Origin of the sequence: Paenarthrobacter sp. NPDC089307 (assembly GCF_040685055.1) — a bacterium.
GTDB lineage: Bacteria > Actinomycetota > Actinomycetes > Actinomycetales > Micrococcaceae > Arthrobacter.
This window is the reverse complement of record NZ_JBFBHE010000005.1, coordinates 285,329-299,333: the sequence shown is the minus strand read 5'-3', so window position 1 is coordinate 299,333 and position 14,005 is coordinate 285,329. Positions and strand designations below refer to the sequence as shown.

Here is a 14,005-nt window from a genome sequence, read left to right as displayed (position 1 = left end):
ACAGGTCTGTTCAATGAAGTCAAGAATTTTTAGACAGATCTGTCTGATATGATTGAGTATGGCTTCAACAAAGGTTTCAGCCCGGCAGCGGCTCCTTGATGCTGCCGACAGGTTGTTCTACTCCGAGGGCGTGCACACGGTGGGCATCGACCGCGTGATCGGAGAGGCGGGCGTGGCCAAGGGCTCGCTTTTCTACAACTTTTCCGGCAAGGACGAGCTCGTCGCGGCGTACTTGGCAGGCCGGGACCATCAGCGGCGCGAGCGGATTTCCAGGCACCAGCAAGGCTTGGCTGATCCCATCGACAGATTGCTCGCGATGTTTGACGCGCTCCAGGAAGCCGTGGATTCTGCGGGCTGGAAGGGCTGTCCGTTCGCGAACGCCAACGCAGAGGCGCTCCCTGGAAGTGTTGAGGCTGTCGCGCTCCGGACCTTCCGCGACTGGCTTGCCGGTGAGATGGAGGCCCTCTGCCAGGAAGCCGGGATCGCCGAACCTGCCGGCGTTGCCTCCAGGCTCCGGCTTCTCTATGACGGCGCGGTCGCGAATTCGCACCTCGATGCGCAGCCGGAAGCCGTCCGGTGGGCGAAAGAGCTCGCGTCATCGGTCCTGGAGAACTCGCCCCGTGTCCCGGACCAGGCGATGAAGGCCGTTTCCGGGGTGTCGTCGTCCGGGTCAGGCGGAGGTTTGGCTTAGTTCAGCCGCCTTTCTTGGCGCCCCAACGGATCCCCGCCGGATGAGGCGAGCCACGAGTTCCGGGCTGGGCGAGGCCGTTTTCCTGCCCTCGATCTGCCGGATCAGGGCGGCGGCGGCAGCGGCTCCCATGTCGTACACGGGCTGGGCGATGACCGTCAGCGGCGGGGTGGTGAGGCGGGTCCAGGCGAAGTCGTCGTACATCAGAAACGAGACGTCGTCGGGAATGGCCAGTCCCGCTTCCTGAATGGCTTCCACCACGCCCAATGCGATGAGGCCGTCGGAGGCGATGATGGCCGTGGCGGCGTCTGGACCGGATAGCAGTTCGCTGGTAATCCGCTTGACTGATTCACCGTCCCCGGCGTTGAGCCTGACCAGGTCCTCGGGAAAGTCCAGGCCTTCTTCATCGAAGGCGCGGCGGATGCCGTCGAGGCGGTCCGAAATCTGCGAGGAGTCCAGTGTCATCCCCTGCACATAGGGCTGTTCGGTCTTGAGGGTGGAAACGAAGGCGATCCGCTGGTGCCCCGCTTGGATCAGGTACTTGGTGGACTCGTGGGAGATGGCACCCATGTCCACGGCGAAAGTCTCTGCGTCCAGTCCTTCCGCGGCTCGGTCCAGAAGTACCAGCGGCCGCCCGGACTCCCGGACCTGTTGCAGGTGCGCGGTGTCCACCGACGACGCGGGGGCCACGATGAGCCCGTCCACCCGCTTGTCCAGCAACACGCGGACGGCGTCCACTTCCGCGGCCCTTTCCTCGTCGGTGTTGATGAGGATGACGTTGTAGCCACTCTTCTTGGCGGTGTCCGTGATGCCCCGGGTGGCGAGGCCGAAGTGCGGGTTTTCGATGTCTCCCACCACCACGCCGATGGTGTTCGACTTGCCGGTGTTCATGCTCCGGGCGAGCTCGTTGGGGCGGTACTCCAGCTCTTCCGCAGCGGCCAGGACCCGCTCGCGGACGTCCTCGCTCACCGCGCCGTAATTGCCCAGCGCGCGGGCCGCCTGGGCTTTGGAGACTTTTGCGGCTTTGGCGACGTCGGCAACCGTTACGTCCCGCCGTCGGGATCCCCCAGTGCTCATCTTGACCTTTCACGTTGGGTGTTGACGCGGCTTTGTGAGTTCCGCTACATTTCTTATCAATCGATGTGAGTCCGGTCTCAATCCTAGGGGCTGAGACCGGACTCAACAAGACCCGGCATCGAGCAATAACTTTCAGCGGCTCCTGACAGCACCGCTTTCCCTCCCACGATTGGACAACGCTGTGATCAAACTGAACTTCCGCCCGGCAGCGCTCGCAGCAGCAGCCTTGGCGGCAATCCTCGCCCTGGCCGGCTGTGGTGGAGCTCCCGCAAGCAGCTCGCCCTCAGCCGACAACCCCTACGGACTCATCCAGCCCGGCACCATCCGTGTTGCCAGCCTGGGGGACTCCAAGCCGTACACCTTCACCGATGGCTCCGGTAACTTCACCGGCTTCGATGTTGAACTGTTCAAGGACGTGGCCCACCGGGCCGGCGTGGACAATGTCGTCTTCACCGGCCAGGACTTCTCCGGGCTCCTGGCGGCCGTCGCGAACGGCCAGTTCGACGTCGGCGTGGCCGCTATCGGCATCACGGGCAAGCGCAAGGAGACCGTCGACTTCTCCGATGGCTACCTTGCCGGGTACCTGACGGTCATCACCACCAAGACCTCCGGCATCAAGGACGTAGACGGCCTCAACGGCAAGCGCCTGGGCGTAGTCCAAGGCACACTCCAGGAAGCCTATGCAGTAAAGAACTTCACCTCGGCCCAGCTGGTGCGCTTCCCGGACAACAACACCGCCATAGCCGCGGTGAACAGCGGCTCCGTGGACGCACACTTCCTTGACTACGAGGCCGCCAAGGCCTACCAGGAGCAGTTTGGTTTGGTCAGTGCCGCCGACATCCCCTCCTTTGACGCCCCGGCCGGTTTCGCAATCGCCAAGAATAAGCCCGCCTTCAAGGAAGCGTTGAACAAGGGCCTCGCCGCAGCCATGGAAGACGGCACCTGGAAGAAGCTGTACCAGAAGTGGTTCCCGGGTTCGCCGATGCCCGAGCAGTACCTCCCCAAGGCCGAGCAGACTTCCAGCCCGTCTCCTTCGGCCAGCAAGTAGCCGGCCGGCAAGCAAGCCGTTCCGAACAACCAACAACGTCTGAGAGCACCCAATGGATTGGCTCAATACCATCAGCCGCACGTTCTTCGATTTTGACTCAATGGTCGAAGTGCTGCCCCAACTCCTGGGAGTTGGCCTCCTCAACACCCTGATCATTTCCATCGCAGCAACCATCCTCGGCGTAGTGATGGGCATGGTGGTGGCAGTCATGGGCATTTCGCGGTCCAAGTGGCTGCGGATTCCGGCGAGGATCTACACGGACCTGTTCCGGGGGCTCCCCGCCATCCTCACGATCCTGCTGATCGGCCAGGGGTTTGCCCGGCTGAGCCAGTCGGTCTTCGGACCCTCTCCGTACCCGCTGGGAATCATTGCGTTGAGCCTCATCGCCAGCGCCTACATCGGAGAAATCTTCCGTGCCGGCATTCTCAGCGTGGACAAAGGCCAAGGTGAAGCCTGCCGGGCCCTGGGCATGAGCTACGCCAAGTCCATGACCCTGGTGGTGGTGCCGCAAGGCGTTCGCAGGGTGCTGCCCGCCTTGGTGAACCAGTTCATTGCGATCGTCAAGGATTCTTCCCTGGTGTACTTCCTGGGCCTGCTGGTCAGCGAACGGGAACTCTTCAGGGTAGGCCAGGATGCAGCTGTACTGTCCGGCAACTTATCCCCGCTGGTCATGGCAGGCATCTTCTACCTGGTCATCACCGTTCCCCTGACCCACCTCGTCAACTACTTCGACAACAAGTTCCGCACCGGCCGCCGTCGCCCTTCCGCACCCACCAGTGGCCTGAAGGAAGTCAAGGAACTCGATGCGGCTTCGCCGCTCATCACCGGGAGCAACACGTGAACCTCACAAGCAGCAGCACCAGCACGGGCAACTCAAGCAAGCCGGCCCCAGACATCGAAAAGTTCCACGGGTCCAGCCTGGAACTGCGGAACCTGACCATGGCCTACGGGGATGTGGAGGTACTCCGAAACGTCAGCCTCACCGTGGCTCCGGGCACCACCACCTGCATCATCGGCCCCTCCGGTTCGGGCAAGTCGACGCTCCTGCGTGGCGTCAACCGCCTGCACGAACCCAAGAGTGGCGACGTCCTGCTGGCCGGAGACAGCGCCCTCAAGGTCAAGCCGGACATCCTGCGGGCCCGCATCGGCATGGTGTTCCAGCACTTCAACCTCTTCCCGGACCACACGGCACTGGAAAACGTTGCGCTCGCACTCTGGAGCGTGAAAGGAATGTCCAAAGCCGAGGCCCGGCAACGCGCCCAACGCCGCCTGGCGGAAGTAGGCCTCGCCGAACGCGCCGATCACCGGCCCAGGGACCTCTCCGGGGGACAGCAGCAACGCGTCGCCATCGCCAGGGCACTGGCCATGGAGCCCGAGGTCATGCTTTTCGATGAAGCCACCAGCGCCCTGGATCCCGAACTGGTCAAGGGCGTCCTGAACCTCATGGCCGGCCTGGGCCGCCGCGGCATGACCATGCTGGTGGTCACCCACGAGATGGGCTTTGCCCGCAAAGTGGCCGACCAAGTGGTGTTCATGGACGAAGGCGAAGTCGTGGAGGTCGGCACACCCACCGAACTCTTCGACAATCCACGCAGCGAACGCCTCCAGCGCTTCCTTTCGGAAGTCCTCTGATGGGTGCCGTAACAGCGGCAGCCATCCGCACCGCCGTCGTCGGGTTCGGCGTGTCCGGCAGCGTGTTCCATGCGCCGCTGATCCAGGCCGACCCGGACTATTCGCTGGATGTCATTGTCACATCGGACCCTCGACGCACGGCCGAGGCGGCGCGCCTCTATCCGCAAGCGAGGATCGTCCCCACTCCGGAGGACATGTTCGCCCTCGCCGGCGACCTGGACCTGGTGGTCCTTGGAACCCCGCCACTCACTCATCTGGAGCTTGGTGCCACGGCCATCGCCCACGGGCTGAACGTTGTGGTGGACAAGCCTTTCGTGACGACGGTTGCGCACGGCGAGGAGCTGGTTGCCAAGGCGTCCGACGCCGGCGTGCAGCTCACCGTCTTCCAGAACCGCCGGTGGGATGCCGACTTCCTGACGCTCCGAAAGCTGCTCCTGGAAGGTGCCCTGGGCGAAGTGCGGGCCTTTGAGTCGCGCTTCGAATGGTGGCGGCCGGACGGCTTCGGCAACTGGCGTGATTCGGCCACCTTGGCCGAGGGCGGGGGGCTGCTCCATGACCTCGGCGCCCACCTGATCGACCAAGCCATCCAACTGTTCGGCCCTGTGGAGGAGAGCTACGGGGAGACCGCCAACAACGGTCCCTATCCTGACGCGGCAGACACAGAAGCCTTTGTATCGTTGCGCCACGAATCAGGCGTCCGCACACGCTTGTGGATGAACGGCATGGCCGCGCAAGTGGGCCCGCGGTTCCACGTCCTCGGCTCCAAGGCCGCGTACACCAAGTGGGGACTCGACGGCCAGGAACCGGCGCTCGCGGCCGGCATCACGCCGTCGAACGCTTCTTACGGCGTTGAACCCCAGGAGGCTTGGGGGCTCCTGGGAGTGGACGGTTCAGCCGTGGCAGTCCCGGCGGAAAAGGGCGACTATCCGCAGTTCTACAGGCAGCTGGCAGCCTCGCTCCGTGGGCATGGCCCACTGCCAGTGCAACCGGCCGAAGCGCTGGAAACCCTCAGGATCATCGAAAACATTCACGCCTTCGCGTAAAGGCGTCCCACCGCATCAACACATAGAAAGGGAGAACCATGTCCTCCACCAAGCACGTCGCCGTCATCGGCGGCGGCATCCTGGGCGTTTCCACCGCCGTTCACCTGCTCCGCCAGGGCGCCACGGTGACCCTCCTGACGGAGCAGGGGCTGGCCAGCGAAGCCACCGGCCGCTCCCTGTCCTGGCTCAATTCTGCCGGTGAGCGATCCACCCCCTACCACCAGTTGCGGGTAGCCGGAATGGACCGGTACCGCACGCTTTTCGCCGCCGATCCTGGCCGTGAATGGCTGCAGTTCGGGGGAGGGCTCATGTGGAATGCCGTCGGGCAGAGCCGGGTCACCGAAGCCCGCCACGCTTACGAGAAGTCGATCGGCTACGACTCCAAGCTGCTGGCCCCTGGGGAAATCGCCTCAGTGACCCCTGGCATCGATGCCGGCGCCGTCCCCGAGAACGCCATCTTCAACCCGGGCGAAGGCTGGGTGAGCCTCCCGGACCTGGTGAACTTCCTGATGGAGGACTTCCACGCCTTGGGCGGCGAACTGGTCCTTAACGCGGGCAAAGTGTCGGTAACGGTCGACGGCGGCCGGGCCACCGGCGTCGAAACTACCGGGGGTGCCACTTATCCCGCGGACGCTGTGCTCGTGGCCTGCGGTGCCGCGACACCCGCCGTGGTGAAACCTTTGGGTGTTGAGATCCCGAATGGTTCCCCGGTGTCGATGCTGGTTGTCACCAAACCGGTGGAACACCAGGTCACCGCAGTCATGAACACCCCCCGGGCTGCCGTGCGTCCCAACCCAGGCAACACCTTCGCCCTGGATCACGACTGGTACGAGGAAAGCATCACCGAGCACCCCGATGGTTCGTTCACGATCCCGGATGACGTGGTCCAGGAGCTGGCCGACGAGTCGTCCAAACTCATTGCCGGCAACCCCGAGCTCAAGCCGGCATCGTGGAAGATCGGCTACAAGCCCATCCCCGGCGACGGTGAGCCGGTCTTCGGGGAACTGGACCAAGTGCCGGGTTGCTTCGTGGCGTTCACGCATTCGGGTGCCACGTTGGGCCTGATTGCGGGCGAGCTGCTGTCCGGGGAGATACTGACCGGCGAAAAGCACCCGATGCTTGCGACGTTCCGGCCCGGGCGCTTCTCGTAGCTCCTCCCTGGCGGGCCGCCGGCGCCGCACCTACCGGGACCGCACATAACCGGCACCGCACTTAACCGGCACCGCACTTAAAGGCCAACGGCCCCGATACGCCATCTGCATAAGCGTGTCGGGGCCGTTGGAGTCTGTGAACTCGCCGGGCCTGATCGGGCTGGGGGGAAAGGAAACCGATCAGACCCGGCGGGGCTTTGTTGTTTGGTGGTCTTACTTGGTGGTTTCGGTGCGTTGGGTGCCGGTGAAGGCGAAGGCGATGGTGGAGGTTGCGCCTTGGAAGGTGTTGTCGGCGGTGGTGGGGAACGCGGTGGTGACTTTGAGGTTGTCGGTCTTGGCGGAGGTCACGGAGGTGAGGTTGTTCAGGACCTTGTTCGCTGCGATGACCGGGGCTGAGGCCAGGACGGTGGTTTTGGTTCCGCCGCAGGTGTAGGGCGCTGCGGCGCCGGTCCAGGCCACGGAGCAGTTTTCGATGGTCAGCTGCAGGCCGTTGGTGGCATCGGTAGTGAGCAGGGATGCGGTGGCCCCGGCGGAGGTGGTGAGGGTGACGTTGTTCAGGTCCGAGTTGCCGGTGTTGGCCAGGGTGACGAGTTTTTCGACCTTGTCACCGGGGAGCAGTCCTGCGATGGGGACGTTGAGGGTGTTGGCCGGTCCGGGGGCGCCCAGGGCGATGGTGACGGTGCCTGCGGTGACTGCTTGGGAGGCGGAGGTGGAGGAGGTGAACGCGCCGTAGGTTCCCATGCCGGCGACGGCGGCTGCGGTGCCGACCAGTGCGACGGAGGCGAGGATTTTGCCGGAGGTGGTTTTGAGGCTGATGGCCATGGGGATCAGTGTTCCTTTCGGTTGGCCACCGTGAGACCGGCCGGCCTGTTGTTCCAGCCTTCCTGGCTGACAGGAATTACTTTGCCGGGCCTGGATCAAGAACAAATCCTGCAAACCCACAACACTTCCTCAGGAAAACCTCAAGATCACCTCAGCACCATGTCCCGGTAAACCTTCCCTTGCAATACCCACGGGACTGTGGCTAAGATCTCATTCATCAGGGTTAGAAAAGAGACCTCCTGCTGGAGGTTATTTTCTGCCCTTTTTTGCTACCCGTGAAAAGGTGACCTCAGGCAGGGGCAGTTTCCCGACAGAGAGGTCGGACGAAATGTCCAGTATTGTCATCCGCGGTGTGCACGATGTCGTGTCTTACATCGACGCCCGCCCCCGGATCTCCGGGCGTGCAGGGCTAATTTGGTGGCTCGCCTTAGGCGGCCTGTTCCTGGATGCCTTCTCCAACTCGGCTCTCAGCGCTGGACTTGGCCCCATGACCAAGGATCTGCACTTGAGTGCCACGCAGGTGGCCGTCCTAACGTCTCTTGCGTCGTGGGTTGCCATTGTTTTCAATCCCATTGGTGGGTGGATGGCCGATAAATGGGGGCGAATTCCTCCGCTGATATTTGCAAAGTTCCTTGCACTGGCCGGCGCTGCATTCGCAGCGTTTGCTCCCTCTTTCGAACTTGTCCTGGTTGGCCGGTTCTTTGTCGGCGCCGCCTACGGCATTGACTTCGCGATCGCGATGGCGCTCCTGGCCGAGTTCACGCCAGCCCGGTTCAAGAGCAGGCTTAACACGTGGCAAGGAATTTGGTATTGCGCCGTAAGTGCCAACCTGCTGCTGGCCATCACGTTCTACAACATGGGGGTGGGCGAATCGATCTGGCGTTATGCCGTCGGCTCTGCAGGCGTGGTGGCGTTGACGCTGTTTTGCGCCCAACTGCTCTACATGGTGGAGAGTCCAACATGGGCCGCCCGTAAAGGCCTGGTGGAACGGGCTGCGGCATCCATGAGCAAGATCTACGGGGAGAAATTCCTAGCCGCGCCGGTTGAGGACCGCTCCCCGATCCTGAACCAGGCAACCAGAGGATTTGCCAACATTGCGTTGATTTTCCGTGGTATCTACCTGCCCCGCACGATCCTGGCAGCAACCATTCAAATAGGGCAGTCAATCCAGTACTTCGCTGTGGGCTGGTACCTGCCGATCATCAGCCTGACGCTGTTTGGACAGGATTTTGTGGTTGCCACGCTGGGGGCGCTGGTCTTCAACCTGTTCGGCATACTCGGTGGATTCCTGTCACCGGCCATCGGCAAGAGGTTCGGGCTACGCAAGGCCTCCGCCATCGGGTTCGGCGCCGTGTTCATCATGTTGCTGCTCCTGGGACTCTTTTACCAGAGCCTGCCGACTGTACTCGCCTTCCTTATTCCATCGCTCTTTATTCTTTTCCATTCGGGCGGTCCGGGGGCCAATGGAAAGAGCATCTCAACGCTGTCATTCCGAAGCGAACTCCGGGCCGGCGCCAATGGAGTCATTGGGGCCCTTGGCAGTACTGGCGCCGCGCTTGGGCTGTTGGTCTTCCCGCTTCTCAAGCAGAGCTTGGGCCTCGGCCCGACGTTCTTGATTCTGGCCGCCGTTCCGCTTGCAGCCTGCGTTGTCTGCAGCGTTATCAAGTGGGACCCAACACGCGCATCGGTCAGTCCTGACGAGGAATTGAACGCCCCGCAATTCAAGAGTGGGCTGCAGCACCCAGAGTTGAACCGCGTCTAGAAGGTAGGTCATGAAGCAACGAGCAATTCTCTCGATAGATGAAGGAACCACTGGGACACGCGCAGCCTGGGTCACCGTCGATGGGGCGGTTCACGGCCTGGAATACCGGCACCTTGCCGTGGCAAGCCCGCGGCCGGGCGTCGTGGAACAGGACGCCGACGAAATTCTCGCAAAGACCATTGATGCTTGCAGGGTCGTTGTGCGACGGGCGGCCGAGGCCGGCGTCGAACTCGTAGCGGTGGCCCTGGCAACGCAGAGGTCGACGGCGGTGCTCTGGGACACTGCCACCGGCAGGGCTTTGGTGCCTGCAATGGTTTGGCAGGACAGCCGCCACGCCGCAGAACTCGCGCAACTAGGCAAAGAATGGAACGAGCGACTGATTTCCTTAGTCGGACGTCCCGCCGGTGTCCGATCGCCCTACCTGTGGGCGGCCCATCATCTGCGAGAAACTGAGGCCGTTCGTGAAGCCCACGCAGCGAACAGGCTGGGTTTCGGCACGGTGGAGACGTGGCTCCTGTGGAGTCTCACCCGGGAAAAGAGCTACGTTGCTACCGCCACGAATGCATCCTCGGCCGGGGCGTACGTGCTCGCAGGGCACAGCTATGAAACAGCATGGATCGATACCCTCGGATTCCCGCAGGAGCTCCTCCCGGAACTCCGGCAGGATGCCGACCGGCTGGGGCACACTGATCCGGCCACCTTGGGAATCGAGCTGCCGGTCCTGGCTGCCATGGGAGACCAGCACGCCGGCACCGTGGGCCTTGGCTGCCTGCGCGCCGGCCAGGCAATGTGCGTCCACGGCACGGGCAGCTTCGTTGACCTGGTCACCGGTGTACACCCGCCGGTTAAATCCGGGCTTTATGAGGGAACCCTGACGCTGACGGCGTGGAGGAGGCAACTCCAGACTGTCTACGCCGTGGAGACATTTACGGCCACCACCGGCTCGGCCTTGGACTGGATCTGCAACACCCTTGGCTGGTTCGAATCATCGCGGCAAATCAGCGAACTCGCCTCTCAAGCTTCAAGCGCCAACGGCGTCATGTTCGTGCCCGCTTTGACGGGTATCAGGATTCCGGTGGTGGAGCCCGCGGCCCGTGCTTCCCTGACTGGCCTGTCCATGGCCAGCACCAGAGCGGAGCTGGCCTACGCAGTTCTGGAAGGCATCGCCCACTGCGTAGCGGGCAGTGTTGAAGCCAACCAGGAAGTGGCGGGCCTGGCGGTGGCACAGATAGTCGTCGGCGGCGGCATGTCCGCCAGCGACTCCCTCATCCAAATGCAAGCGGACCTGACAGGTCTGCCCATGCAACGGCTGGCCCATTCGGAAACCGCCAGCCTTCGTGGCGCCGCCTTCATGGCGGGCTCGGAAGGACTCCTTTGGGAAACCCTCGGCGCTGCGGCAGCCAATCTCAGAGGCGGCGAAGTCTTTGAACCCCGGCTGTCACCCGAGGAACGGATGGAGCGCAGGGACGGATGGAAGCGGCGAATAGACATTGAGTTGCAGGTTGCACGTTCCTGACAAGGACCTCCTCCTGCGCTGTTGCGCACCAATCAACAAACAACTTTGCACCGGAAAGACAAGCACATGATCTCCATGCCCGCACGCAAACCCAAGCTGAAACGAGCCGGAATGGTCTCGGATACGCCACTCAAACTGAATCGGAAGGAACACCTCGACGCCCTCGACGGCGGCACATTCGACATGATCGTCGTCGGCGGCGGGGTCACTGGAGCCTACACTGCGATGGACGCATCCCTTCGGGGCTACCGGGTTGCATTGCTGGAGAAGGACGACTTCGCTTCGGGCACCTCGTCCAAATCCTCGAAGATGATCCACGGCGGCCTGCGCTACATCGAACAGGGAAACCTGCCTCTGGTCAGGCACTCGCTCTTGGAACGCCAGAGGTTGCGCAAGAATGCCGCCCATCTGGTCCAACGCCTGCCCTTCCTGTTTCCTGTGCTCTCCCAAGACGGGGTGTTCGACCGCCGATTGGCCGCCGGCTTCGAGAGCCTGCTGTGGACCTACGACCTCGCCGGGGGCTGGCGCGAAGGCGTCCTGCACCAGAAGCTCAGTAAAAACGAGGTGCTGTCCCACTGTCCTACGTTCAAGGCTGAAAACCTCGAGGGCGGCTTCATGTACTACGACGCACGCGCTGACGATGCCCGGCTGACGCTGGCGCTGGCCAGAACAGCGGCATTCCATGGTGCCACTGTTCTGAACGGTGCCAGGGTCAGCGAAGTGACGAGGCGCAGCGGCAAGGTTGATGGCGTCGTGGTCGAGGCGGATGGGCGGGAACTTTGCGCCCGCGCCAAAGTAGTCATCATCGCAACCGGTGTGTGGCTCCGGGACTGGACCGGCGCAGCCAAGGACGCCGATGCGCCCGCCATCCGCCCGGCGAAAGGTGTTCACATCGCGGTGCCTTGGAGCAAAATCCGCAATGACTGCACCGTGACCATCCCCGTCCCGGGCAGGAACCGGCGAGCAACCATAACCCGTTGGGGCAACACCTCCTACCTGGGGACCACCGATGAGGACTACGCCGGCGATCTTGACGATGTGAATTGCACCAGGGACGAGATGGATTTTCTGCTGGACGGGGCCCGGACTGCGCTGAACATGGACATTGAGGCGAGCGACGTGCTCGGCAGCATTGGGGGCTGCCGTCCATTGGTTGGACCTCCCGGCGGAAAGACCATCGAGGTCAAGCGCAACCATGAAATCAGGACAGACCACGACGGGCTGGTGACCGTCGTCGGCGGAAAGCTGACCACGTCCCGGCATATGGCGCAGCAGACCGTGGACGCAGCGCAGAAGGTGCTGGGACAGAGCCGTCGCTGCCGCACCTCCAACGCCTACCTCCTGGGTGCTGCCGGGTACGACACCGAAGCCGTTGTTGCCTCGGGCGGCCTCGCCTCCCACCTGGGTGAAAGGTACGGCACGGAGGCCAGGTTCGTGACGGACATCCTTGCGGAGGACCCGTCATTGAACAGTCCCATCGTTGAGGGGCTTCCCTATGTGGAAGCGGAGGTGGTCTACGCCGCACGCCACGAGATGGCCCGGAGCGTTGATGACATCCTCTCGCGCCGGACACGGGCCAGGATGATGGCCCGCGACGCGTCCGCGGCGGCGGCAGCGAGGGTAGGGGAGCTGCTCATGAAGGAACTGGATCTGCCGGCCACCGTCGTAGAAGCCCAAGTGAATTTTTACAAGAACCAAACAGCGCACGAACGCGCAGTCCTGATGGGAGAGAACCGGAAATGATCAGCAAAGAGGCCGTCAAACGTGGCTACAACAGGGGCAACTACACCGTAGGTGCACCCACCCAGCCGCACCACGCAGCCACCCTCGGGGCCCTCCCGGGCGAACCGTACTACGCCTCGGCCAACCCATGCATGGTTAACGGAGAAACGCTGGAACTCCTTTCTGCTGCGACTGACAAGGTGGTGACCGACGCTGGGCTGGTCCGGGACGGAACCCGCGACTGGTGGGCCGGAACCATGATCGCCGAAACGAGCGGGTGCCGGGCCACCCCGGACGCAGTGATCGTGCACGTTTCCAGCACTGAGCAGGTGCAGGCCGTCATGCGTATTGCGCATGCAGAGAACATTCCGGTGACCGTTTCCGCCGGCCGAAGCAATGTCACCGGGGCGGCCCTGCCCGTATCCGGAGGAATCGTGCTGGACGTCTGCGGGCTGAACAAGTTCGTTTCCTTTGACGGGATCAGCCAGATCGTCGAGGTGGAAGCGGGGGTCTTCGGCGACGTTTTCGAAGAGACCATCCAAAGCCGATACGGCATGACAATGGGGCATTGGCCGTCGTCCTATGCCATCAGCACCGTGGGTGGTTGGGTTGCCTGTCGTGGGGCCGGGCAGCTCTCCACCCGGTACGGCAAGGTTGAGGACATGGTCTACGGCATGGATGTTGTGCTGGCGAACGGTGATCTTGTCACTGTGGGTGAGAGTGCCCGCTCCGCCGTGGGCCCGGACCTCCTGCAACTCTTCATCGGTTCCGAAGGCACCCTGGGAATCATCACGCGCGTGCGTTTCAAGCTGCACCGCCTTCCGGACTACGGCAAAGCCCTTGCCTACGGTTTTGACACGTTCGCGGCCGGGCTGGAAGCTTGCAGGCAGATCATGCAGGAAGGTGCCACCCCGGCCGCCTTACGGTTGTACGACCACTTGGAAAGCGGCGTGCAATTTGGTCTGCCCGACACCAACGTGCTTCTCGTGGCAGACGAGGGGGCCAGCGAAATGGTCGACGCCGGCCTGGACGTCGCCGAGCGGATTTGCGCCTCCACGGGCACCCGGCTGGATGGTGATGCCATTTTTGAGCGCTGGCTGGACACCCGGTACCTGACCGGTAAGAGCGCCGAGGGCTTCAAAAAGAGCCCTGGGTTCGTGGCCGACACCCTGGAGATGATCGGCACATGGAGTGCCCTTCCGGCGATCTACGGGGAGGTGGTCGAGGCGATTAACAGCGTCCCTGGCACCTTGGCCGGATCGGCGCACCAATCCCATGCCTACGTTGACGGTGCCTGCCTGTATTTCTCCTTGCGGGGCGAGGTCGAGGTGCAGGACCGCGCAGACTGGTATCGGGCGGCCTGGGACGCCGCCAATGAGGTGATCATCCGGCACCGGGCAACCCTTAGCCATCATCACGGCGTCGGATTGCTTCGTGCCCCTTACATGGAGAGGTCGCTGGGAAGCGGCTTCGAGGTGCTGCGTGCTGTCAAGGCCGTCTTGGATCCGCGAAACCTGCTCAACCCGGGCAAGCTGGGCCTGTGA

General features: G+C 63.1%; 12 protein-coding genes. 10 read left to right on the top strand and 2 right to left on the bottom strand.

Translation table 11 applies throughout. The annotated features are described in order from the left end of the window. Positions 1–58: 58 nt before the first annotated feature. Positions 59–691 (top strand): helix-turn-helix domain-containing protein, encoded by a 633-nt coding sequence (locus AB0N72_RS14230; RefSeq protein ID WP_363931014.1) that lies wholly within the window; start codon positions 59–61, stop codon positions 689–691. On the opposite strand, the gene AB0N72_RS14225 is transcribed toward AB0N72_RS14230, so the two are convergent. After that, the gene (locus AB0N72_RS14225) at positions 671–1,765 is read right to left on the bottom strand and encodes a LacI family DNA-binding transcriptional regulator (protein ID WP_363931013.1); all 1,095 of its coding nucleotides are present in this window, start codon (positions 1,763–1,765) and stop codon (positions 671–673) included. The genes AB0N72_RS14230 and AB0N72_RS14225 overlap by 21 nt on opposite strands. A 181-nt stretch (positions 1,766–1,946) precedes the next feature. Between AB0N72_RS14225 and AB0N72_RS14220 the strand changes: the two genes are divergently transcribed. The 5 genes from AB0N72_RS14220 to AB0N72_RS14200 are packed head-to-tail and all read left to right on the top strand — an operon-like array spanning position 1,947 to position 6,639. Then, positions 1,947–2,813: an ABC transporter substrate-binding protein gene (locus tag AB0N72_RS14220; RefSeq protein WP_363931012.1), complete on the top strand. Its 867-nt coding sequence runs from the start codon at positions 1,947–1,949 to the stop codon at positions 2,811–2,813. 52 nt (positions 2,814–2,865) lie between these two features. Then, on the top strand, positions 2,866–3,654 hold the full coding sequence (locus AB0N72_RS14215; protein ID WP_144663367.1) for an amino acid ABC transporter permease: 789 nt from the start codon (positions 2,866–2,868) through the stop codon (positions 3,652–3,654). After that, complete coding sequence (locus AB0N72_RS14210) at positions 3,651–4,445, top strand: amino acid ABC transporter ATP-binding protein (protein WP_363931011.1); 795 nt, start codon at positions 3,651–3,653, stop codon at positions 4,443–4,445. The genes AB0N72_RS14215 and AB0N72_RS14210 overlap by 4 nt, the downstream gene beginning before the upstream one ends. Continuing rightward, on the top strand, positions 4,445–5,488 hold the full coding sequence (locus AB0N72_RS14205; protein ID WP_363931010.1) for a Gfo/Idh/MocA family oxidoreductase: 1,044 nt from the start codon (positions 4,445–4,447) through the stop codon (positions 5,486–5,488). The genes AB0N72_RS14210 and AB0N72_RS14205 overlap by 1 nt, the downstream gene beginning before the upstream one ends. A 38-nt stretch (positions 5,489–5,526) precedes the next feature. After that, positions 5,527–6,639 (top strand): FAD-binding oxidoreductase, encoded by a 1,113-nt coding sequence (locus AB0N72_RS14200; protein WP_363931009.1) that lies wholly within the window; start codon positions 5,527–5,529, stop codon positions 6,637–6,639. A 213-nt stretch (positions 6,640–6,852) separates the two neighbouring features. Here the strand turns inward: AB0N72_RS14200 and AB0N72_RS14195 are convergent, their stop codons facing one another. Continuing rightward, positions 6,853–7,461: a TasA family protein gene (locus tag AB0N72_RS14195; RefSeq protein ID WP_363931008.1), complete on the bottom strand. Its 609-nt coding sequence runs from the start codon at positions 7,459–7,461 to the stop codon at positions 6,853–6,855. A gap of 328 nt (positions 7,462–7,789) precedes the next feature. On the opposite strand from AB0N72_RS14195, the gene AB0N72_RS14190 reads away from it, so the two are divergent. From AB0N72_RS14190 to AB0N72_RS14175, 4 genes are all read left to right on the top strand, one after another. Continuing rightward, entirely contained in the window at positions 7,790–9,223 is a 1,434-nt protein-coding gene (locus AB0N72_RS14190; protein ID WP_363931007.1) for an MFS transporter, read from the top strand. Between the two features lie 10 nt (positions 9,224–9,233). Then, positions 9,234–10,739: an FGGY family carbohydrate kinase gene (locus AB0N72_RS14185; RefSeq protein WP_363931006.1), complete on the top strand. Its 1,506-nt coding sequence runs from the start codon at positions 9,234–9,236 to the stop codon at positions 10,737–10,739. 66 nt (positions 10,740–10,805) lie between these two features. Further along, the gene (locus AB0N72_RS14180) at positions 10,806–12,482 is read left to right on the top strand and encodes a glycerol-3-phosphate dehydrogenase/oxidase (protein WP_363931005.1); all 1,677 of its coding nucleotides are present in this window, start codon (positions 10,806–10,808) and stop codon (positions 12,480–12,482) included. Further along, a complete protein-coding gene (locus AB0N72_RS14175; RefSeq protein ID WP_363931004.1) occupies positions 12,479–14,005 on the top strand; it encodes an FAD-binding oxidoreductase in 1,527 nt (508 codons plus the stop codon). Before AB0N72_RS14180 ends, AB0N72_RS14175 begins: the two co-directional genes overlap by 4 nt.

Bases quoted from the DNA above. Each gene is read 5' to 3' on its own strand.
- AB0N72_RS14205 (WP_363931010.1), top strand. From the start codon at position 4,445: ATGGGTGCCGTAACAGCGGCAGCCATCCGCACCGCCGTCGTCGGGTTC.
- AB0N72_RS14195 (WP_363931008.1), bottom strand. From the start codon at position 7,461: ATGGCCATCAGCCTCAAAACCACCTCCGGCAAAATCCTCGCCTCCGTC.
- AB0N72_RS14200 (WP_363931009.1), top strand. From the start codon at position 5,527: ATGTCCTCCACCAAGCACGTCGCCGTCATCGGCGGCGGCATCCTGGGC.
- AB0N72_RS14190 (WP_363931007.1), top strand. From the start codon at position 7,790: ATGTCCAGTATTGTCATCCGCGGTGTGCACGATGTCGTGTCTTACATC.
- AB0N72_RS14215 (WP_144663367.1), top strand. From the start codon at position 2,866: ATGGATTGGCTCAATACCATCAGCCGCACGTTCTTCGATTTTGACTCA.
- AB0N72_RS14225 (WP_363931013.1), bottom strand. From the start codon at position 1,765: ATGAGCACTGGGGGATCCCGACGGCGGGACGTAACGGTTGCCGACGTC.
- AB0N72_RS14230 (WP_363931014.1), top strand. From the start codon at position 59: ATGGCTTCAACAAAGGTTTCAGCCCGGCAGCGGCTCCTTGATGCTGCC.
- AB0N72_RS14175 (WP_363931004.1), top strand. From the start codon at position 12,479: ATGATCAGCAAAGAGGCCGTCAAACGTGGCTACAACAGGGGCAACTAC.
- AB0N72_RS14180 (WP_363931005.1), top strand. From the start codon at position 10,806: ATGATCTCCATGCCCGCACGCAAACCCAAGCTGAAACGAGCCGGAATG.
- AB0N72_RS14185 (WP_363931006.1), top strand. From the start codon at position 9,234: ATGAAGCAACGAGCAATTCTCTCGATAGATGAAGGAACCACTGGGACA.